This is a genomic window from Alteromonas sp. ALT199 (genome assembly GCF_018619335.1).
Taxonomy (GTDB): domain Bacteria; phylum Pseudomonadota; class Gammaproteobacteria; order Enterobacterales; family Alteromonadaceae; genus Alteromonas.
In genome coordinates this window covers 93,235-114,102 of sequence record NZ_JAHHDX010000144.1, presented here as the reverse complement: position 1 = coordinate 114,102, position 20,868 = coordinate 93,235, and the positions used below count along the sequence as shown (strand labels likewise).

17 protein-coding genes are annotated in these 20,868 nt (G+C 45.1%); 6 read left to right on the top strand and 11 right to left on the bottom strand.

Annotated features, from left to right (window positions below):
• Positions 1 to 130: 130 nt before the first annotated feature.
• On the bottom strand, positions 131 to 1,366 hold the full coding sequence (locus KL866_RS15870; RefSeq protein ID WP_025257574.1) for a malic enzyme-like NAD(P)-binding protein: 1,236 nt from the start codon (positions 1,364 to 1,366) through the stop codon (positions 131 to 133).
• Positions 1,367 to 2,013: 647 nt separating this feature from the next.
• Here KL866_RS15870 and KL866_RS15865 point away from each other — a divergent pair.
• Positions 2,014 to 2,331, top strand: a complete 318-nt coding sequence (locus KL866_RS15865; RefSeq protein WP_025257575.1) for a hypothetical protein — start codon at positions 2,014 to 2,016, stop codon at positions 2,329 to 2,331.
• Between the two features lie 180 nt (positions 2,332 to 2,511).
• On the opposite strand, the gene rpmE is transcribed toward KL866_RS15865, so the two are convergent.
• Positions 2,512 to 2,724, bottom strand: a complete 213-nt coding sequence (gene rpmE, locus KL866_RS15860; protein WP_025257576.1) for a 50S ribosomal protein L31 — start codon at positions 2,722 to 2,724, stop codon at positions 2,512 to 2,514.
• 430 nt (positions 2,725 to 3,154) lie between these two features.
• Between rpmE and priA the strand changes: the two genes are divergently transcribed.
• Both priA and KL866_RS15850 read left to right on the top strand, forming a co-directional pair.
• Positions 3,155 to 5,344 (top strand): primosomal protein N', encoded by a 2,190-nt coding sequence (gene priA / locus KL866_RS15855; RefSeq protein ID WP_214995923.1) that lies wholly within the window; start codon positions 3,155 to 3,157, stop codon positions 5,342 to 5,344.
• A gap of 132 nt (positions 5,345 to 5,476) precedes the next feature.
• Positions 5,477 to 6,067, top strand: a complete 591-nt coding sequence (locus tag KL866_RS15850) for an SPOR domain-containing protein (RefSeq protein WP_025257578.1) — start codon at positions 5,477 to 5,479, stop codon at positions 6,065 to 6,067.
• A 241-nt stretch (positions 6,068 to 6,308) separates the two neighbouring features.
• Here the strand turns inward: KL866_RS15850 and KL866_RS15845 are convergent, their stop codons facing one another.
• Positions 6,309 to 6,929 (bottom strand): DUF1294 domain-containing protein, encoded by a 621-nt coding sequence (locus tag KL866_RS15845; RefSeq protein WP_214995921.1) that lies wholly within the window; start codon positions 6,927 to 6,929, stop codon positions 6,309 to 6,311.
• 316 nt (positions 6,930 to 7,245) lie between these two features.
• Between KL866_RS15845 and hslV the strand changes: the two genes are divergently transcribed.
• Positions 7,246 to 7,770: an ATP-dependent protease subunit HslV gene (gene hslV / locus KL866_RS15840; RefSeq protein ID WP_025257580.1), complete on the top strand. Its 525-nt coding sequence runs from the start codon at positions 7,246 to 7,248 to the stop codon at positions 7,768 to 7,770.
• Between the two features lie 82 nt (positions 7,771 to 7,852).
• Positions 7,853 to 9,181: an HslU--HslV peptidase ATPase subunit gene (gene hslU / locus KL866_RS15835; RefSeq protein ID WP_025257581.1), complete on the top strand. Its 1,329-nt coding sequence runs from the start codon at positions 7,853 to 7,855 to the stop codon at positions 9,179 to 9,181.
• Between the two features lie 122 nt (positions 9,182 to 9,303).
• Here the strand turns inward: hslU and KL866_RS15830 are convergent, their stop codons facing one another.
• The 7 genes from KL866_RS15830 to KL866_RS15800 all read right to left on the bottom strand — a co-directional run bounded on the left by KL866_RS15830 (position 9,304) and on the right by KL866_RS15800 (position 15,438).
• On the bottom strand, positions 9,304 to 9,747 hold the full coding sequence (locus KL866_RS15830; RefSeq protein ID WP_025257582.1) for a helix-turn-helix domain-containing protein: 444 nt from the start codon (positions 9,745 to 9,747) through the stop codon (positions 9,304 to 9,306).
• A gap of 9 nt (positions 9,748 to 9,756) precedes the next feature.
• Positions 9,757 to 10,098, bottom strand: coding sequence for a DUF4258 domain-containing protein (locus tag KL866_RS15825; protein ID WP_214995919.1), 342 nt, complete (start codon positions 10,096 to 10,098; stop codon positions 9,757 to 9,759).
• Between the two features lie 142 nt (positions 10,099 to 10,240).
• A complete protein-coding gene (locus tag KL866_RS15820) occupies positions 10,241 to 11,239 on the bottom strand; it encodes a RimK family alpha-L-glutamate ligase (RefSeq protein ID WP_214995917.1) in 999 nt (332 codons plus the stop codon).
• A gap of 113 nt (positions 11,240 to 11,352) precedes the next feature.
• Entirely contained in the window at positions 11,353 to 11,559 is a 207-nt protein-coding gene (locus tag KL866_RS15815; RefSeq protein WP_025257585.1) for a hypothetical protein, read from the bottom strand.
• A 47-nt stretch (positions 11,560 to 11,606) separates the two neighbouring features.
• Complete coding sequence (locus KL866_RS15810) at positions 11,607 to 11,918, bottom strand: helix-turn-helix transcriptional regulator (protein ID WP_214995915.1); 312 nt, start codon at positions 11,916 to 11,918, stop codon at positions 11,607 to 11,609.
• Positions 11,915 to 14,182, bottom strand: coding sequence for a peptidase domain-containing ABC transporter (locus KL866_RS15805; protein ID WP_214995913.1), 2,268 nt, complete (start codon positions 14,180 to 14,182; stop codon positions 11,915 to 11,917). Before KL866_RS15805 ends, KL866_RS15810 begins: the two co-directional genes overlap by 4 nt.
• Positions 14,183 to 14,184: 2 nt before the next feature.
• Positions 14,185 to 15,438: an HlyD family secretion protein gene (locus KL866_RS15800; protein ID WP_214995911.1), complete on the bottom strand. Its 1,254-nt coding sequence runs from the start codon at positions 15,436 to 15,438 to the stop codon at positions 14,185 to 14,187.
• A 432-nt stretch (positions 15,439 to 15,870) separates the two neighbouring features.
• On the opposite strand from KL866_RS15800, the gene KL866_RS15795 reads away from it, so the two are divergent.
• Positions 15,871 to 17,415: a hydroxymethylglutaryl-CoA reductase gene (locus KL866_RS15795; RefSeq protein WP_214995909.1), complete on the top strand. Its 1,545-nt coding sequence runs from the start codon at positions 15,871 to 15,873 to the stop codon at positions 17,413 to 17,415.
• Between the two features lie 77 nt (positions 17,416 to 17,492).
• Here KL866_RS15795 and KL866_RS15790 read toward each other — a convergent pair whose 3' ends face one another.
• Positions 17,493 to 20,828 (bottom strand): amidohydrolase family protein, encoded by a 3,336-nt coding sequence (locus KL866_RS15790; RefSeq protein WP_214995907.1) that lies wholly within the window; start codon positions 20,826 to 20,828, stop codon positions 17,493 to 17,495.
• Positions 20,829 to 20,868 lie beyond the last annotated feature (40 nt).

Genomic DNA, 20,868 nt, shown 5'->3' with positions numbered 1-20,868 from the left:
ACGGCGCTGTGTTGTAAGTTAAACTTACAACACAGCGCCGTTTTTTATGTGCTCGTATTCTTTAAGCGCAGCTTTTAACAAATAATGGTTTAGCGTTAACTCAACTAATAAAGTCTTACGCGCCAGAACTCTACTCTTCTGGGGATTCAGGCAAGCGTGCTACGCCAGATTCAATGGCCGCCTTAGAAACTGCGGTAGCAATACGCTCGCACAGTCGCGGGTCCATAGGTTTAGGAATTATATACTCCTTACCAAATGTTAGGCTGTCACTTTTACTTGCAGTTAATACTTCTTCTGGAACAGGTTCCTTCGTGATAGCGCGAAGGGCTTCAACCGCCGCCACTTTCATTTCATCATTAATGGCTGTTGCGCGAACGTCTAGAGCGCCTCGGAAAATAAACGGAAAGCACAGCACGTTGTTTACCTGATTAGGATAGTCAGAGCGTCCGGTAGCCATAATTAGGTCTTTACGTACTTCGTGAGCAAGTTCAGGCTTTATCTCTGGGTCAGGGTTAGAGCATGCAAATACAATTGGGTTTTCAGCCATCAAAGAAAGCGCTTCTGGCGGTAAAACATCAGGGCCTGATACACCAACAAAGATATCTGCGCCTTCCATTACATCTTCAAGGGTGCGCTTATCAGTATTGTTAGCGAACAGTTTTTTGTGTTCAGTTAAGTCTTCGCGACGAGTGTGGATAACGCCTTTTCTATCTAACATGTAGATACGTTCGCGCTGGGCACCACACTTAATAAGCAATTCCATACAGGCAACCGCTGCTGCTCCAGCACCCATGCAAACGATTTTAGCGCTCTCTATATTTTTACCCTGAATCTCCAGAGCGTTAAGCATACCTGCTGCGGTTACAATAGCGGTACCGTGCTGATCATCATGGAATACCGGAATTTTACAGCGCTTAATGAGCTCTTGCTCAATTTCAAAGCACTCAGGCGCTTTGATGTCTTCTAGGTTAATACCGCCAAACGTGTCAGCAATATTAGCAACAGTATTGATGAACTCTTCTGTAGTACGATGCTTCACTTCAATGTCAATGGCATCTAGACCAGCGAAGCGTTTAAACAACAGCGCTTTACCTTCCATAACAGGCTTCGATGCTAGTGGGCCTAGGTTCCCCAACCCTAAGATCGCGGTTCCGTTACTGATAACGGCAATCAAGTTACCTTTACCCGTATATTTATAGGCGTTATCTGCATCTTCGGCGATTTCTCTCACCGGCTCGGCAACGCCCGGGCTATAGGCAAGAGCAAGGTCGTCTACGCTATCGGCTGGCTTAGATAGCTCTACGCGGATTTTTCCAGGTGTGGGTTTGGCGTGATAGTCGAGTGCGCGTTGTCTAAAATCTGACATGTAAAAAGGTATCCTTAGATGTAGGGTTCATCGGTGTTATCGTTCACGCTCTGTAGCTATTTTATTATCGTTATAGTTATAGGTAGATAAACGTAAGCGCGTTACAACCAAGTAATGACAAAAGTGATTATAAATCGTTGTTAGCACTGGTGTGATATGTCGGAAACTGCAGGTCTGGCGTTAATCCGTTCTGATTTCCCTCACATACCGCAATTGGAAGTAGGTCTAACGCTTAGACCTAAATTTATACCCAAAAGCGCCACAAGCCTTGTTAGTTAAGTATTATTCACAAAATTAATGCTCACTATCAAGGTGCCGATCGCAACTCTAACACAGCCAATCACTGTGTACATATCTGATCAGAATTCTCAGATACCAATGTAGGTTAGACATACTAATTAGACCAGTAAAATAGGGCTATAATTGTCATTCATGTTATTTATATATGCCGATTGGTTCATTCTGGCTGTCTATTGTATGATAGGTGATAATAGAGGTTTTTAAGAAGATAACGTGGTGATTAATCTATCGGCCATAAACCAAGTTAGATAAATGCAACGCAGGTGATTACCTTGGTAATTTTCCATTCTAAATTTCTGATAAAATGCTATGACAGCCTATTTAGAAGTTACACTGAAGGCGAGGACATGACAGAAAGAAAACTAGTAGCCGTGCTAACTGAGGTATGCGAAAACGTAAAATCTGACAACAATGGATTTGTTTGGCTAACGCACGTAGGGCATTGGAGAGCGCCGCAGGTAATTGCCGTGTTCAATACCGAGCAGGAGAAGCAGCGGGCGTTAGCTAATGGATGGGACATAGACTTCATAAGCCGAGTGAATATTGCTTTGGCGTCAATTAAGTCAGCGCCTGTTGGTATTTATTTTGATAGCGAAGAACAGTGTAAGACAGTCAGTGGCGGCAATTGGGATAGGCACTTATCTAACGCTAAAAACCTTCACTGATTTCGCGTTAAGCTGAATGTCGCAAAGCTAGTTACAATAATTAGTTACATTGGCGAAGCATTGGCTTTCGGTAGATATCGGTAGTAGTGCTCTGTTTGGCTTACCTTATTTATGTGAAGCGTGAAATGCGAGCAATAAAAAAGCGCCATAAAGGCGCTTTTTTCGAACTCGATATCAGGCTTACTTTTTGCCCAATGCACCGAAACGCTTCTTAAAGCGATCAACACGACCACCAGTATCAACGTTACGTTGCTTACCAGTGTAGAATGGGTGACATGATGAACATACGTCTAGGTTGATGTCTTTACCAAGCGTAGAACGAATTTTCAATACGTTACCACATGAGCAAGTTGCTGTGATTTCTTCGTATTTTGGGTGGATATCTTGTTTCATTGGGTTACCTCACATAATAAGGCCGTATCGCTATACAACCCGAAGTCGCACACCATACGTTACTTAATTCAAATGATAAGTCGTTCAAAGAACAGCCTATCGCAAAAGAGCGGCGCATAATAAAGGATGGGAGTGGCTTGATCAAGCGGTTTTTGCCCAATCGTTAATCAAGAGGGCTAAGCAAGATAGCCGTACAAGAAGGGCAAAACAAAAAAACATTCTTTTTATGCTTAACAGTAAAATATGTTTAAATATTTGTGTTTCAAGGCTAGGCCAATACGCTTAAATATATAAGTACAATGCTAGCAACAGAAAAAGCGCTGTAGTGTGTGGCTAAACAAGTAGCCTTAGTATAAGCAGTTTCAATATAACAAGCTCAGTATGCGCATTGCGCGCTGTAACAGTCATCAAATAAGGTAGAACGTCCGCAATGGCCTTTATCCAAGTTGCCGTGCCAGTGCCACTGCGCCAACTTTTCACATATACCCACGACAACGCACTCAGTGCGGGTGTGAGAGTTGTTGTGCCTTTTGGCCCACGCAAATTAGTGGGTGTGGTTGTTGAAACCCTACAAAAACCTGAAAGTGAAATTGACAACGTCGACAAGTTAAAAGCTATCGAGTCGGTACTTGACGACAGCTCCATTATAGATGATGTGTTGCTAAAAATGGCTCAGTGGCTGTGGCAGTATTATCATCATGCGCCGGGTGAAGTCCTGCACGCTATGCTGCCTGTTTTATTGCGCAAAGGCGATTCGGCGGCCCCCACGCCACAAGACATGCTAATGCTTACCGAAGAAGGTAAACAAACGGCTGCAGACACGTTATCGCGAGCGCCTAAACAACAAGCCTGTTTCACTGCACTGGCTGGTGGTGCCTTATTAGCTTCGCAAGCTCGTAAGCAATATGGTGCACCTGCGGTCAAAGCCGTCGTTGAAAAGTCATTAGCAAGTATCGAAGAAATAACGCCAGAATTTAAGCCAAGCAGCTGGCTTAGTTCTTTAGCTTTATCTGAGAAGCCAATTCCAGACACTGAACAGTCGGTTGCCATTGCCGCGCTAAACCGTCAGCAAGGTAACTTCGCGGTAAGTTTACTTGAAGGGGTTACTGGTAGCGGTAAAACGGAAGTGTACCTTCAAGCCATCGAACCCTTGCTGCGTGACGGAAAGCAGGTGCTTATACTTGTGCCAGAAATTGGACTTACACCCCAGACGGTTTCTCGTTTTGAAAAGCGCTTTGGTATTGCGGTGGGCGTTCTACACTCTCAGATTTCTGATAAAGAACGTTTACATGTTTGGCAGCGTGCAAAAGCCGGTGAACTCGGTATTATCATAGGTACTCGTTCGGCTATTTTCACGCCACTATATAACCCCGGCATGTTAATTGTGGATGAAGAGCACGACGAGTCTTTTAAACAGCAGGATGGGCTGCGTTACCACGCTCGCGATTTAGCTGCTATGCGTGCTAAACAGCACAATATTCCTCTTTTATTAGGTAGTGCCACGCCCGCGCTTGAAACACTTAATAATGCATTAAGTGGCCGCTATGCACATTTACAGCTAACTAAGCGAGCGGGAGGGGCAAAAAGCACGCATCAGCATGTGTTAGACGCGCGCGACCAGCCAATTCACTACGGTATTTCACAAGGTCTGCTAACGATAATGCGCCAGCACATTAGCGCAGGAAATCAGGTGTTGGTGTTTGTGAATCGCAGAGGCTATGCGCCCGCACTGCTATGTCATCACTGTGGTGAAACCGTAATGTGTAAGCGCTGTGACCGACCTTATACCGTACATAAAGCTCAAAACCGTTTACAGTGCCATCACTGCGGGGGCATGCGTTCAATGCCATCAAATTGCGAAGCGTGCCACCATAATGAATTAGTTACGGCGGGTACGGGGACCGAGCAAGTGGAGCAAGGGCTTGCAAGCTTATTTCCCGGTGTTAAACAAGTGCGCATAGACAGCGATACCGTGCGGGGCAAAGACAAGCTACACCAGACCCTTGATGCAATAAATCGACAAGAGTACCAGCTGCTGGTAGGCACCCAGATACTATCAAAGGGGCATCACTTCCCTCATGTCACTCTAGTAGCAGTACTAGATTGTGATGGTGCTCTTTTTAGTGCCGATTTCAGAGCACCAGAAAAGCTTGCCCAGCTTGTTACTCAGCTTGCTGGAAGAGCAGGGCGCGCCAGCAAGCCTGGTGAAATGTGGCTTCAAACCCATAATCCTCATCACCCTTTGCTACAAGACTTAGTGCATAACGGTTATGGGCATTTCGCCAGACACGCATTAATGGAGCGTAAGGCAGCAGGGTTACCCCCTTTTATTAGCCAGTTTGTTGTTCGCGCAGAGGCTACCGATAGCAGTTTGGCTTATCGCTTTCTACAGGAAAGTAAGCAAGTATTTAATCAGCAGCATGCCATTGAAATAAACGGTCCGTTTCCTTGTCTAATAGAAAAGCGGCAAGGCAGGTTTCGGTTTATGCTGGTGTGCAGCCATCAAAAACGCGCTCCGCTTCATAATGCACTACGTTTAGCGCTGCCATTTTTACAGGCGCTGCCGCAGGCAATGAAGGTAAGGTGGTCAATAGATATAGATCCTACCGATTTCAGTTAGCTTGTTGGGTAGCAATACGTTAAAATTTCTGCACGATTGAAGCTGCAGATATGCTGTCTCTTCATGTAGATTTGGTATATGACGTTTTCTTACGCATACAAACAACGATAACAAGTAGGAATATTGCCGACTATGGCTCAACGCGATTATGTCTCTCGTGGACGCACTCCTCAAAAAAAGAAGCCCGCTGGTAAAGGTAGAAAGCCGGCCACAAATGCGCGATCTAACGCACAATCTAACGCCTCTGTTTCTGGGAAGCTTCCTATTGTTCGTCTCATAGGCATCTTCGCTTTAGTGATTGGCTTCGGTGTATTTTTGTGGTCGATAAAAGACAATGTAGAAGATGACGTAGATACACAAGCTTCGCGACCTGTTGCCCCCACAGAAGAGTCTTTACCTGAACTGCCTGAAGAAGAATGGGAGTACATTAAGACCCTGCCAGGGTACGAGGTAGAAGTTGAAGTAAGGGAGCAGGAAAAGTCGGATAAACGTTATTTAATGCAGTGCGCTTCGTTTAGAACTCGCGCACAGGCTGAAGAGATGAAAGCCAAAATTGCATTCCAAGGTTTAGAAGCACTTATCAGACACAGCACTGGCAGCAACGGCGATTGGTTCCGCGTTATTCTTGGCCCTTATGAGTCTAAGCGAGATGCAGAAAAAGCTAAGCACAGCCTGCGTAAAGTGAACATTGCCACATGCCAAATTTGGTACTGGAATTTGTAGCACTTGATAGCATGTAGTAAGCCCCATAGGGATTAGAAATAGAACGAAAATTTGCTTATGAAAAAGGCAGCGGCTCTAAGCACTGTCGACATCCACTTTTGCTAAAAGAGAGCGGCACCCTATCCGATGGGCGCTTATGCTTAAATCAAAGTGAGTACAAACGCCTACCGAACAAAGGATGGGTGTATGTAAAGGGGTATGAAAGCGGTTTTGATTTTGAAATTGAAGTGTATCGATTTCGCTAAATTACTATCATGAATGCCTGAGTACTAATAACTTCAAATGCAATTAGCCCAAGCAAAATGAGGTTAACTAAAACCGTTACCCAATAAACCCTCATAAATGCCGATTTACTGCGCTTGTGTTTAAACATCTGCTGGGCTAGCAGTGCGCCAGGCCAGCCCCCCAATAAACTTAATAGGTGCAGTTTTGCTTCTGAAATTCGCCACTTGTCGTTTTTCGCGGCCCATTTATCAATACCGTAAAACAGTAAGGTAAGCATACTTACCGCCCCATAAATAATCGGTACTATGGTCGGTAACTGGTCTACCAATACGGATAACGCCAGTACACCAAAGAATAGGCTCAGTACGATAACATTACGCTTTCTTTGCGAGGTGGGCTTATTGGCGCGTGAGCGTTTTGTTTTGTGGTCTTTAAGTAAGCTGATGTTGCAGGCGCGGTGATTACCTTTTCTGTCTTGCTCAACTTCATAAACAATAATGTCGCCATTAACTGGCCGCCTGGAGCGCTGTTTAAACGCCTTTATATGAGCAAACGCGCGTGTGCCACCACCATTAGGCTCTACAAAGCCAAAACCTTTAGCATCGTCCCATTGATGGATTCTTCCCTGATACTTCACGATCACTCCTTTAATACCATTATGTAGCGGCTTCAGTGTTGCTACTTTATCTGTGCTCTATCACCTAGGCATTATTTCAATCGGCCATAGGGTTTATCGGCGAGAGTATGCACTCAATAAATGGAGTATTCAATACAATAGCGCACACACTGAGCCCATATAGTAGGCAGTTCTGAGCGCACATTCTTTTGCCTTACCCTTGAAATTAAAATGCCTTCCCCCACTTATTTGTTATTGAATTATTACGCTGCTGCCTTAGTTCCGCGAAAAAGGTACATATAAAACGCAGCAGCGCCCAGCTAAACGGGGAAGTAACGTGACAACGATTGTATCTGTACGACGTGGGAATCAAGTGGTAATGGCCGGTGACGGACAGGTATCACTAGGCAATACCGTAATGAAAGGCAATGCACGCAAGGTGCGCCGTTTGTACCACGATAAAATTCTAGCGGGCTTTGCGGGCGGTACAGCCGACGCATTTACGCTATTTGAACGCTTTGAAGCCAAACTTGAAGCGCACCAAGGACATTTAACTAAAGCCGCTGTAGAGCTTGCCAAAGACTGGCGGACTGATAGGGCGCTTCGAAAATTAGAGGCCCTGCTTGCCGTAGCAGACGAAACCGCATCGTTTATCATTACCGGTAACGGCGACGTAGTACAGCCAGAACAAGATCTTATCGCTATTGGTTCTGGTGGTAACTACGCACAAGCGGCAGCTACCGCTCTGTTAGATAATACCGAACTAAGTGCTAAAGAAATTGCTGAAAAATCGCTGACCATTGCCGGTGATATTTGCGTATTCACTAACCATAGCCAAACGGTTGATGTACTAGATTACTAAGTAATAGCGAAAGCTGTTATTGGCTTGTTGTCGCTCGTTTGCGTAGCAAGTACAACAAGTATTGTTAGAAAAGGGTTTATTCATGTCTGAGATGACACCAAGAGAAATTGTTCACGAGTTAGACCGACACATTATCGGTCAACAAGATGCCAAGCGCGCTGTATCTATTGCACTTAGAAACCGCTGGCGCCGTATGCAGCTTGAGCCTGAGCTGCGCCAAGAAGTTACGCCAAAAAATATCTTGATGATTGGCCCAACGGGTGTGGGTAAAACTGAAATTGCTCGCCGTTTAGCAAAGCTTGCTAACGCGCCTTTCATTAAAGTTGAAGCGACAAAGTTCACCGAAGTGGGCTATGTGGGTAAAGAAGTTGAAACCATCATTCGTGATTTAGCCGACATCGCGGTAAAAATGACGAAAGAAAATGAAATGAAAAAAGTGAAATTCCGCGCTGAAGAAGCGGCGGAAGAGCGCATTTTAGACGTTTTACTTCCTCCTCCAGAAGACGCCTGGGGCAACAAAGAAGACGTTGAAGACCGCGGCACGCGCCAAGCATTTCGCAAGAAGCTACGTCAGGGCGACTTAGACGACAAAGAAATTGAAATTGATGTGGCACTTCCGCAGATGGGCGTAGAAATTATGGCGCCTCCTGGCATGGAAGAAATGACTAATCAGCTTCAAGGCATGTTCCAAAACTTGTCGGGTTCGCAAAAGAAAAAGAAGAAGCTGAAAATTAAAGAAGCGTTCAAACTGCTTATTGAAGAAGAAGCAGCACGCCTTGTAAATCAAGAAGATTTGAAAGAAAAAGCCATTGAGTCAGTAGAACAGCACGGAATTGTGTTTGTAGACGAAATTGACAAAATTTGTAAGCGCGAAGGCAATACGTCAGGCGATGTTTCTCGTGAAGGCGTACAGCGTGACCTGCTTCCACTTGTAGAAGGCTCTACGGTATCGACAAAACACGGCATGGTTAAAACCGACCATATCTTGTTCATTACCTCGGGTGCATTCCAGATGAGCAAGCCGTCGGATCTTATTCCAGAGCTGCAGGGGCGTCTACCTATTCGCGTTGAGCTATCTGCCCTTAAAGTAGGCGACTTCAAACGCATTCTTACCGAGCCAAATGCGTCGTTAACCCACCAGTACATTGCGCTAATGAAGACAGAAGGGGTTGATATCAGCTTCGACGATTCGGGTATTCAGCGTATTGCAGAAGCGGCATGGCAGGTGAACGAGCGTACTGAAAACATTGGCGCACGTCGCTTGCACACCGTGCTTGAACGCCTAATGGAAGACATCTCGTTTGATGCTTCTGAGAAAAGCGGTGAGTCGTTCGTGATTGATGCAGATTACGTTAACAGCCATCTAGAAACTTTGGTAGATAACGAAGACCTATCGCGTTTCATCCTTTAATTAATAGCTAAGAAGAGGCCTCATCCTGTAGTTGGGTTGTGAGTATTCGCTTCTACACAAATAGTTAGTAAAAAGCCGACTCCATGAATGACGTCGGCTTTTTTGTTGGAAAAAAGTAAGGTTTAGTCTGCCACTTTTTCCCAGTGATCTTCAATTTCTTCAAGACGAATTATACTTGCAGCTTCTTCAGCCTGAGTATCGGCAAGTAGATCAAGAAAGTAACTAACAGGATTATTCTTTTCTTGGCTTTCCATGTACAGCGCCCTTAAAGCAGCATCTGTTGTCCTTGGAATTTTCGTTTGCCCTTTCTCGTAACGTGCAATGGTTTGTTCATCGACACCAAAACGAGTCGCGAGTATTTTCTGAGAAATATTTAATTCAATACGTAAGAATTTAAACTCATCGTGTGCAAGAGGTTTGTTGGTGTCTACAATCGCTTGCGCTATCGCGCTATGTAGGCCGTTCATGTCGTCAATACTTGTGTATTCTTCGCCGTCGACAATCTCAACAGTAACACCATTTTTCAGAAACACATTTGACAACCCACTTTCAGTGTAATGGTACATATAAACCTCTCAAACTATCCAGACAGTAACAAGAACTGATGTTGGACTATCATGATGATTCTTTAGTGCTATGGTTAGTTCAATGACTTTTCCCGCTGCTAAACCTTTCAGATTAAATTTCCAGTCTCCGGTTATATCAAGATATGGCCCTTCCCTAAACACTGAATATTTACTCTTAAGTAAAGTCATCACCTGACCTGTAGTTACCCCTCGTTCATGCATACGCTGCTTTACATGCTTACTCCACCGAATTCTATGAGTATGGTTTTCTGCAAGATCGCTCATTATCTTCCTTGCAGTTTCCGCTGTAAGAGGGAATTCCTTAACGCCTTTGGGGGACTTTCGGACCATAATTATCCATCCGTTACCTATCATGTTGATAGGTTGAGGGTGTATTGTCAATAAGCATTTTTAACAGCTATGTAAATAACAGCTGAGAGAATTTACAAAAGCGCTTAGAAGCAAATAGGTTTTATTAAAATGTTTATAAAAACTATATCTTCGCAAGCAGCGACACCAATTTGTCTGTTATATCCATGCCAGTATCGTTCTCTACTTTTAGGAAATAAGGGCTGGGGTTCGCCTCTAGAAAAAAGTACTTTCCCTTCGCACTTCTACGCCAGTCGATTGCGCACCAATGCATGCCTAACGCTTGGCAAATTCTAATGGCCATACGCTGCACCTCGTTTGGGATAATAGTCACAGACACACTGGCATTGTCGTCGTTCCTATAATCTAGTTCGCTTGAGTCGATTTGTACGCTTAGCACATCATCGCCAAGCACATAGCTTCGTACGTTTACGCCGGCGATATACTTTTGAAAGGTAACGGGGCGTTCAGCTAAAAGCGTATTAAGAAGTGGACGCATATTAGGTTGTTTATTTACAAACTGTGCTGTGCGACCGCCGCGTACGGGCTTATAAATAATCTCTCGCATATTGTTACAAAACTGAGAGGCAACTTCGGGTGCGTTACCTACAAAGGTGTAGGGAATATGAGCACCTAATTTGCCTGCAATACGCGATTGATAAGGTTTACATTGGTGGCTTCTCACGGCGTCGATAGAATTCACCCACTTGATGTCGCTATAGCTAAACCAACAAAGTAAAGTGCTAGCCCGTTCTTGCTCGGTCCAAGTAGCATTTTCTAGCAGGTTAGATGACTTATCGTTAGGCTTTTCGGTTTTAATTTTGTTATTCGCAGTGTGATCGGGGCGACTATTCTCACCTGATGCTGTCAACGAAGTCCCCGGCAAATATTCATGCCAGTAGGCCGCTTTGGTGTTCGAAAAAGTCACTCTGGGCTGGTCGCACAAAGAGGATGAGTTAAAGTGGATTAACCCATCATCAAAATCTGGATCATAGCTAATACTCCACGCTGAACCGAATTGTTGCGTATTAGCGATATAAAAAGGAGTAGCTGTTTGACTAAGCGCCTTCCCTACGTGTTGAATTTGTGGATCTTTCTCACTTCCTAAAAGTGCAACGTGCATTCGCGCTCCTTGCTAACGGGTTGTGGGTTGTAGGAATCTATTAGCTAAAAGAGCAACACATGGAAATGACATAGTTAATACCTTATCCATGTGTTGACCTTAGTGGGCTAAATTTACGACAGAATATCCGGTAGTTTGCCGCCGCCTTCACCAATGGCCAAGGTTATATAAACCGGCTCTTTGGGGGCTGGGCCGACTACCGGCACGCTATCGCTTAAACGAATGCGTAGACCGCCGGATACCTCAAACAGCTGAGCTTCGGCTAAAGCAACGGGCTCAGTAGTTGTTGGTTGGTTTTGAGTTAGTTGATGGTGTTTCATAAAGTACGCTCCTTGTAGTGGCGTTTTGAGTAATAAAGTGGCTACGCTTAGAGCGAAACCACCTCTTGGTAAAGTGTTCTAAAACAACAGGCGATAAGTGCTGAGCGGCTACTAATATTGAGCTTTTTATAAATGTTGGCGCAGTGAAACTTTACCGTTCGTTCACTGATAAATAGCTCTGAGGCGATAACCTTGTTAGAGCGGCCTTCCATTATTTTGTGCACTACTTGTAACTCGCGTTTCGACAAAGAGTCGATAGGAATAACGCTGCCACTAGCGGTAAGGCCACTTTCACCTATTTGCATGCGTTCAGCGGCGGTCATTAATACTGCTGGTTCTCTAATTTCATGTTTTTTCATCGTGTTTCTCCGTGTTTACCTGATGTTGCGCTTCCTGTTACTTCAGTGGGAGAGCATGGGTGTAATGTGCCTTTTGACAAACGATAGATTTTGTCTGCCATGGCGATAGATTGAGGGCGATGTGCCACAATAATTCGTGTCATCTTTAGAGACTTAAGGTGGTGATTTATCTGAGCCTCGTTTGCCATATCTAAGTGGCTGCTTGCTTCGTCTAAAAACAAAATGTCAGGCTCTTGGTAAAGGGCTCTTGCTAAAAGCAGACGCTGTTTTTGTCCACCACTTAAACTGCTTCCCATATCACCTACCAAAGAGTGGTATTGCATGGGCATTTGCATAATATCGTGGTGAATGCAGGCGAGGTGAGCGACGTGAACCATTTTGTTAAGGTTGGGCGCTTCTTCAAAGCAGCAAATATTTTGGCCGATAGTGCCACTTAAACAGACGTCTTCTTGAAGTACTGACGCAATAACTGGGTTTGTAAAGCAAGGGTGCTCTATGCTGCCGTTTGAAACCGAGTAAAGGCCCATCAAGCACTTTAGTAAAGTGCTCTTTCCGCATCCGCTGTCACCTATAATCGCTACGATTTCTCCTTGTTTCACTGAAAGCGTTAGGTTTTTGAACACCCAATCATTTGTATCACTGTAGCGATAGCTAAGAGAGTGTGCATCAAGCGCCGTAATGCGTGAGTCTCCGTTTGTATCAGAGTTTGTATTAGTTAGCCTTTCAGAAGATAAAGTACTGCGTGAGAATGTGTTGGGAATAGTTGAGGTTGAAAAGAACGGGCTAGTTGGTTGAGCTTCTGCAAACTCAATAGGCCCAATTTTGCTGTTAAGTAACTTAGGCTTTTGCTGAACTGGCGTAAGTAGAATATCGCTCAAGCGGGTGAAGTGAATACCTAACATATTTAGCTCTATTAGCTTGTTAACTACTCCATCCAGAGCACCAATAAAGCGTGTTTTGTATGCCATGAACGCAAGCAACATACCTACGGAAAGGTTACCCTCCATAACAAGACTTGCGCCAATGTAAACAACTATCAAGTTTTCAGCACCAAACAAGAAATGGTTGGTCAGTGCACTGCCAATATTGATTTTTCCAAGCGTAATGTCTTTATTGAGCGTGGCTACTAGTTTGTTTTGCCAATGTCCATGGCGTTGTTGTTCTTGACCGTACACACGAATAGGTAAGATGGCACGCACGCTCTCCATGAAGTGGCTTTGTTCAGAGGCAGCAAGGGCGATGCGTTCAGTGGTAAGTCGCTTAATAAATGGCAGTAGGCCAAGGCGAACGGCTAGGTAGGTAAGCACAATCGCAACAACCACCAGGGTGAGTTTGAATGAATATAGAATCATTACCGTTAAAGTGATGATCGCCATTATCCCGTCAAGTAACGCGGTTACCAATCCAGTCGTCAGAAATTCACGGATACTCGCTAGCGAGCCAAAACGGGATACTACATCGCCAATATGTCGCTTATCAAAATAGTCCAACGGAAGTGATAGAAGGTGCTTGAAAACCGATGCTGACATTTGAAGTTGAAGGCGAGAAGAAACAGATAAAATAGCGAACTTTCTTATACCGCTGGTAAAGGTTTCAATGACTAATATTAAGGTAAAGCCAATGGCAAGGGCCTTGAGCAATGCGTCGTTGTTGTATATCAGTACGTCGTCTACGACTGTTTGCATGTAGTAAGGTGCAGCAAGGGCAAAGAGTTGCAGTACTATCGATAGCGCGAAAAGGGTAAGTAAATTGCGTTTAAAGCCTATCGTGCGCGAGAAAAATTGAGTAAGTCCAAGACGTGGCATAGACTTTTTAGGGCTAAATGTGTCGCTTGGTGCGACTTCTAGCGCTATACCCGTGATGTGCTTTGAGGCTTCGTCAAAATTGAACTTTCTTTGTCCAAGTGCGGGGTCGTGGATGGTGATTGTTTTCCCCTTCACTTTTGTTAATACAACAAAGTGATTCATACCCCAATGCATTATGGCTGGGCAGGATAATTGCTCAAGATGCTCCATTTCTACCTTGATAGCGCGGGTTTGAAAACCCAAGTCACTGGCAATTCGCATCACATCTTTTAACGTTGTACCTCGCAGCGAAACAGACATGGTTTGACGTAAGGCGTTGAGGTCGCGCTTATCAGAGTAGTACTGCGCAATCATGGCCATACAAGCAATCCCGCATTCAGCAGCTTCGCTTTGTAAAATAACGGGTACTCGCTTGGTATAAAGGAAGTTCACCGAAAAGGGTTGTTTAGTACGCATCATGATTAAAGTTTCCCTGTGATGCTATATAGCGGTTCCATTAACCACTCCATCAAGGTGCGTTGACTTAAATTTACGTCTGCTGAAAATGTCATCCCTGCTTTCAATGAAATGCGATTTCCATAGGCCAATATCTCGTTTGTACTGAGTGTTGCGGTAACAAGGTAGGCGGGCTCGCTTATAGAGATCGGTACATCGGAAAGCTCGCCGGGCAGGACCAACGACGGGGAAATCTTCACAATTTCTCCAGACTGTACGCCAAACTTTTGATAGGGAAATGCGTCATAACGAATATGAAGGGCCTGCCCCTTGCGTAAAAATCCCGCTGATCGCACGGGTACTGCTATGCGCGCTTGAATGTCAGTATTTTCAGGAAGCAGAGTCAGGAGCGGGCGAGAACTGTCAACGGTATAACCCGTTTTTACATGTAGACCTGATACCACACCTGTATGTGGCGCATAAACTGTCTCTTCTGTATTACTTTTATGGTTTACAATCTGTTGAGTGAGGTCACTATATGTGTTCTCTACCGTCGCCATCTCGTTAGCTTGCTGCTGCGGCAAAGTGCCGAGTTCATGTGTGAGATCTGCAATATTAGCTTGTTCGCTTCTCCAGTCTTTTTTCGCCAGAGTAAGCTGTTGCTCTGCGGTCAAACGCTGAAGCGTTTGGTTTTCAAAGTCAGCACGGCTGATATTGCCCTGGTCTAGCAAAGTTTTAGCTTTATCCCATTGTTTTGATGCCAAAAGCCACTGTGATTGGGATAATGCTACAACGGCCTCTAATGCTGTTGAGTCCCTTTTTGCTTGGGAGAGTTGTTCTTCTAAACGCTGTTGTTGAGACAAATGCAAAGCGCGAAGGCGCTGAATACTTTGATACGTTCTGTTTTGCTTAGCTTCAAGCTCAATAAGTAACTGTGTGCTAATCCTATTGCCTAATGCATCTTTGCTGCTGTAGCTGATTTTTATTAACGGTGCGCCTTTTTCGACTAACTGGCCTTCGCTTACTAACACATTGAGCACTTTACCGCGCCTAGCATCTGAATAAAGCTTAAAAACGCCATGGCTCGGTTCTAGCCATCCGTTTACCGACGCCTTGCGTGAGTAACTTTCCATATTTAGATAAACAACAACAGCCACAATCCACGTCACGAGCAGGCCAGCAATAGCTGAGATAATTGGTTTAGGCGTCATTAAAAAACTGCCTACAGCAGCATTTGATTGTTCCTCAATAACTTCTTTTCTAAACAGCTCTGTTCTCATAGTCGTCCCTTTCTCTTTTGCTCTTCGTAATCGAAGCACTTGTTAAAACAATCCAGTTTTAAATGCTCTACTACACGTAAAAAGTATCTGGCTGCCGCTTCCGTATCGGCTATTAATCCTTGGCGTCACAATCCTTGATGCCTCCGTTTTGTTACTACCAGATACCTTGTGGTCAACATAACTGCGGTGACGGTGTTTACTTTAGGTGTAGTGGGGAGGTGATGAATTGCAGCTAAGGTCTATTTTTTAGGTAGCACGCGGCTTCATTAGGCTTGGCGCATTTTTGAAAGTGCTTGGCCTAAAATTGAATGTTGATATCGAGCAAGAAAATAGCGAGAAATTAGTAAGAAGTCATAGAACTGTATAAAGAATGTGCTATAAAAAACAAGGAATATGAAAAAAGCACGGTAAGAATACACAGAAGGAAGACTCATGTTTGTGCCCAGCATACTTTTAAAGCAACTTTACACACGCGCTAGTCTTACAAAGACAGATAATGGCTTATCGTTTTCTTTGAAAAATAGATTAAAAGACTCGGTCATTAAAGAAGTGAAGTGGATATCCCTTGATGGCGAAAAAATTCCAGAACATAAAATTTCACTTCAGCTAACTCCTGACTCTAGCATTTCTGTAGAGGAATTAAATAAATCAGACGGAGAGCACTTTGGATTGCGTCAAACCATTACCGTGCATTTAGATGTTGATGAAGCCCCTTGTCCTGAAAAACGTAAATTAGGCATTTGCTTTTCTGCTTCTCCCTTTGGAAAGCTTAAATTTGAAGTAGAAGATAATATAACTGCGCCAGGACAACGCAGTGTTTTTATTCCTCGGGACGATATGGATGACTATGGTGAGAGCATTATAAAAACACGCCAAGAGTATTTCGAAAGCGCCACGGGAAAGAAAATTGATCATGTAGGTAAGTACAGCATCGACCCGCAAGCGCTAAAAGGCAATATTGAGCATTTCATTGGTGTAGCACAAGTTCCTATTGGTATTGCCGGGCCTTTAAAGATAAACGGAGAGCATGCACAAGGGGAATTTGTAGTGCCGCTAGCAACTACGGAAGGAACGTTGGTGGCGTCGTACAACCGCGGTATGAAATTGCTTAATATGAGCGGTGGTGTAACAGCAACGGTAGTCGATGACGCCATGCAGCGTGCGCCGGTTTTCATCTTTGAGAATGCACGAGGTGCCAGGGACTTTGTAAAGTGGATAAAAACGAACTTCGAAAAGATTAAAGAAGAAGCTGAGGCAACCTCAAGTATCGCTAAGTTGACGTATATTGATCATTTTCTATCGAATAAGTTTGCCTTTTTAAGGTTTAACTTTAAGACAGGCGACGCTGCAGGCCAAAACATGGTGGGGCGCGCAACCTTTGCTGCCTGCGGGTGGATACTCGACCATTACGAGGGAATAGAGAACTTCTACCTTGAATCTAATTTTGCTACCGACAAAAAAGCCTCTCAAATAAATATTATGCGTACCCGTGGTAAACGTGTGACTGCTGAAGCCACCATTAAGCGAGAGCATTTATTAGAGGTAATGCGCGTTGACCCTAAACAAATCGATTATCATGGCCGTGTGGCTGGCGTAGGGTCATTTTTGTCGGGTGTGAATAATACGGGCCTACATTCGCCAAACGGTATTACCGCCATGTTTATAGCAACAGGGCAAGACGTAGCAAACGTGTCGGAGTCGTCGGCGGCCATGATGTATTCAGAGCTAACTGACGATGGCGACTTGTACGTATCTATCACCATTCCTTCCCTTATTGTGGCTACCTATGGCGGCGGGACTGGTATTGGTACACAGCGAGAATGCTTAGAATTGTTAGACTGCTACGGTCGAGATCGCGTGTACAAATTTGCAGAAATCGTGGCGTCGGTGGTACTAGCCGGCGAGATATCTTTAGCTTCTGCCATTAGTTCGTCAGACTGGGTGTCGTCACACGAACAGTATGGGCGAAACCGATAGCAAGACTAAATAAAATGACGGAGAGTAAAAAGGGGCTTTACATAATGTGAAGCCCCTTTTGTTTAGCGGTTCACTTATTAATGCTCCCAATGATAGTGGTGTGCTTTCGCTTCCACTTCATCTGCCGTTTGCTGCGGCATAAAGGTGGCATTGTCTTGTTCGAAGAAAAAGGGCTTGCGTTTTTCTTTGCTGCCTACCTCGTTCATGGTGGCCGACTCGTATACGCGTCCATTCAGTACAGTGTATTCTACGAATTCACTCTTTCTAATGTCGCTTAGTACGTCGCCATCAATCACCGCTAGGTCAGCAAGTTTACCTTTTTCGATACTGCCAAGATCTTTGCCCATACCTAGGTGTTTCGCGCCATCGATAGTGCCGCCACGCAGTGCTTCCCATGGCGTGAAGCCGCCTTGTTCCATGATCCACAGCTCCCAGTGCGCAGCTAAGCCTTCACGCTGACCGTGGGCGCCAATATGTACACTGACCCCATTATCTCGAAGCTCTTTGGCGTAGCTGGCTACGTTTTGGTGGTTGTACTGGTTTTCTGGCGCAGTTGGTCTGCGAATAGCGCGTCTATCTAGAATTGTTGACGGGGTATAGCGAAGAAGACGCGGGTTCTTCCACACTTCTGTTTTGTCGTACCAGTACTCTTCACCCATCATGCCGCCGTACGACACAACAAAGGTCGGCGTGTAGCCAAACTCTGTAGCTTTCCATAGCTGAGTTACGTCGCTGTAGCCTTTTTCAACAGGAATACTGTGTTCAAGGCCGGTGTGACCGTCTACCAGCATAGTCAGGTTCTGCTGAAGCTTACCGCCACCTTCAGGCACCACCATCATCTCTTGATTTTTTGCTGCCCACAGTACCTGCTGACGCTGGTCGCGACGCGGCTGGTTGTAACTTTTAACCGAAATAGCACCGGCTTCTTTTAGGCGCTCTACATGGAAATAGGCATCTTCGTAGTTGTTGATAATCGCTTTGTAACCTAGTCCTTCCGCACCGTATAAAATGGTGCCGGTGGAGTAGATACGCGGCGCAACTATATCGCCTTTACGCTGTAATTCTGCCGCAGCAAAAATTTCTGTCGTGTCGTTTGATGGGTCATGAATGGTTGTTACACCGAACGACACATTCGAGTACTGACTCCAGTTTTGCTGAGGAATAATTTCATTTCGGCCCTGCGAACCGTGAGCGTGCGCATCAACTAGCCCTGGAATAATAGTTTTACCTGAGGTGTCTATCTGCATAGCGCCTTCAGGGATGGTGACGTCGCCACGTTTACCCACCGCTTCAATGCGATTGTCTTTAATAAGCACAACGCCATCTTCAATCACCTCTTGGGTATTGTCAGCATCGCGCATGGTTACCACTTTACCGCCAACCAAGGCTTTGTAACCAGATGGCTTATCAGCTTTAGTAGTGAACGATAAATCCATACCTTCAGCGACTGGCTCAGGCAAAGTTTCAGCTGCGCCGTCAACAAAGGCAAAGGCTTCATCTAGTGAACGACTAAACAGCGTAGGGCCGTTAAACCAGCTTAGGGTTTTGTTATCAGGCGACCACGTCAGATATTCACCCGCACGGCTTGAAAGCTGCGTTACCGGCAGTGAGGTCATGTTCGGACCTATGGTAACGCGCTTACCATTTTCAACAAAAGGCGCCACGTAGGTTTTAAATTGATATACAAAAGCTACCCACTTCTTATCGTGTGAAAGTTTGTACTCACTCACCTTATCTGCGCCGTATAGATGAGTTCGCTTGTCGTTACCTTTAAAGTTAACGCTAGAAAGTTGCGTTTCATAATAGGCTTCGCCGCCAGCTGACTCGGTGAAATATACGCGGTCATCGCTACCGGCGAAATGCGCGTTGTAGCCGCCTTCAGAGATTTTTTCGACCGTATCTTCTTCAAGGTCTGCTACGTAAATTCCTGGCTCAACTGAGTATTTCGGGTCTAGCAAGTAGCCGCCCGTAAACTTGCGGAAAACTACTTTCTCGCCATCGGCAGAGAACGACGGCTCAATGTAGTGGCCTGGCTGCTGGGTAATGACTTTTCCTTTACCACCGCGGGCAGAAACTACGCGAACGGTGCCTAAGTCTTGGTCATTCCAAGTCGTATAAACAATTGATTTTCCGTCGTTAGAAAAGCGGGGATAGTACTCATCATGGTCGTTTTGTTTAGTCAGGCGCTTAATTTTGCCCGACTTTATGTCGCGCACGTATAGCTTTCCTAGTGCTTGGAAGAGAACAGTTTTACCGTTGGGCGACATTTGCGACCAGCGGATCATGCGAACGTCAAATTCATCAGGTGCTACATCAACGTCAAAACGTAACGCATCAGCAAATTTCACCGTGCCTTCAACGGTCACCTCCATGGTGCTGGTGGCTTTATCTTCCACGTCGATGGTGTGAAACTTACCGCCTGTCCAATATACAATTTTGCTGCTGTCAGGCATCCAGTCAAAGTAGGCAAAGTAGCCTTCTGAGCCAAAACCTTCTTGCATGTCACGCTCTAATTCCAATGTCAGCGGTGTTTCTACACCTGTCTTGATGTCTTTAATGAAAAGCGCGGTTCTGTCTTTAACGCGGCGTACAAAAGCTATGTATTTTCCATCAGGAGATGGCGTAGGGACTACCGCGCCGCCTGTACCGCTTATGTAGCGGCTCTCTTCGCCGGTCTCGCGGTCGTAGCGAGTGATAGCAAAAATGCCCTCTAGCGGGTCCCGGTTGTATTCAAAGTGGGCGCCTGGAACCGTATTTTCGGTAAAGTAAATGTACTTACCGTCGTGAGAAAACACAGGGTCGGCAATGTTTTGTTGGTCGCGTTTGCCACTGTTACGGGCTTTAATTTGAAGGCCGTCGCCGCCGGATTTGTGGTACATCCAAATCTCGCCTGCCGGAATACTGCGGCTAGACATAATGCCTTTAGTTACCACTAGGTATTCGCCGTCTGGGCTCCATTTAGGTGAGTGGATAAGATTACTCTTTTCTTTGGTTACCTGACGAAGATTGCTGCCGTCAATATCCATAACCCACACATTGCTTAACCCATCTTTATCTGAGATAAACGCAACCTGTTTTCCATCGGGAGAAATTGCAGGGTGAATATTCCACGCAAAATCTTGGGTAAGCGGCGTTGCATCGCCGCCACTCATGTCAACTTTGTACAAGTCGCCCAGCATGTCAAAAACCATGAACTTGCCGTTGGGAGCAACGTCTAAGCTAGACCATGTGGTCTCGTTGGTTTTAATGTTAACTTCGTTTAGCGCGTAAGGGGGGGTACTCACTTCCCACTTATCGAGCTCGTATTCTGTATTTTCTTCACTGTCGTTTTGAGCGTATAAAGTAGGTGCTACGCCCAAGCCCAGAGCGCTTACTAGCGTGATGGCCAGTAAACTTTTCTTTGTTGTTATCATATTGGTGTTTCCAGGTGCTTGTTATTTATTTTCTGTCTAC

Bases quoted from the DNA above. Each gene is read 5' to 3' on its own strand.
- KL866_RS15870 (WP_025257574.1), bottom strand. From the start codon at position 1,366: ATGTCAGATTTTAGACAACGCGCACTCGACTATCACGCCAAACCCACA.
- KL866_RS15865 (WP_025257575.1), top strand. From the start codon at position 2,014: ATGACAGAAAGAAAACTAGTAGCCGTGCTAACTGAGGTATGCGAAAAC.
- rpmE (WP_025257576.1), bottom strand. From the start codon at position 2,724: ATGAAACAAGATATCCACCCAAAATACGAAGAAATCACAGCAACTTGC.
- priA (WP_214995923.1), top strand. From the start codon at position 3,155: ATGGCCTTTATCCAAGTTGCCGTGCCAGTGCCACTGCGCCAACTTTTC.
- KL866_RS15850 (WP_025257578.1), top strand. From the start codon at position 5,477: ATGGCTCAACGCGATTATGTCTCTCGTGGACGCACTCCTCAAAAAAAG.
- hslU (WP_025257581.1), top strand. From the start codon at position 7,853: ATGTCTGAGATGACACCAAGAGAAATTGTTCACGAGTTAGACCGACAC.
- KL866_RS15830 (WP_025257582.1), bottom strand. From the start codon at position 9,747: ATGTACCATTACACTGAAAGTGGGTTGTCAAATGTGTTTCTGAAAAAT.
- KL866_RS15825 (WP_214995919.1), bottom strand. From the start codon at position 10,098: ATGGTCCGAAAGTCCCCCAAAGGCGTTAAGGAATTCCCTCTTACAGCG.
- KL866_RS15820 (WP_214995917.1), bottom strand. From the start codon at position 11,239: ATGCACGTTGCACTTTTAGGAAGTGAGAAAGATCCACAAATTCAACAC.
- KL866_RS15815 (WP_025257585.1), bottom strand. From the start codon at position 11,559: ATGAAACACCATCAACTAACTCAAAACCAACCAACAACTACTGAGCCC.
- KL866_RS15810 (WP_214995915.1), bottom strand. From the start codon at position 11,918: ATGAAAAAACATGAAATTAGAGAACCAGCAGTATTAATGACCGCCGCT.
- KL866_RS15805 (WP_214995913.1), bottom strand. From the start codon at position 14,182: ATGATGCGTACTAAACAACCCTTTTCGGTGAACTTCCTTTATACCAAG.
- KL866_RS15800 (WP_214995911.1), bottom strand. From the start codon at position 15,438: ATGAGAACAGAGCTGTTTAGAAAAGAAGTTATTGAGGAACAATCAAAT.
- KL866_RS15795 (WP_214995909.1), top strand. From the start codon at position 15,871: ATGTTTGTGCCCAGCATACTTTTAAAGCAACTTTACACACGCGCTAGT.
- KL866_RS15790 (WP_214995907.1), bottom strand. From the start codon at position 20,828: ATGATAACAACAAAGAAAAGTTTACTGGCCATCACGCTAGTAAGCGCT.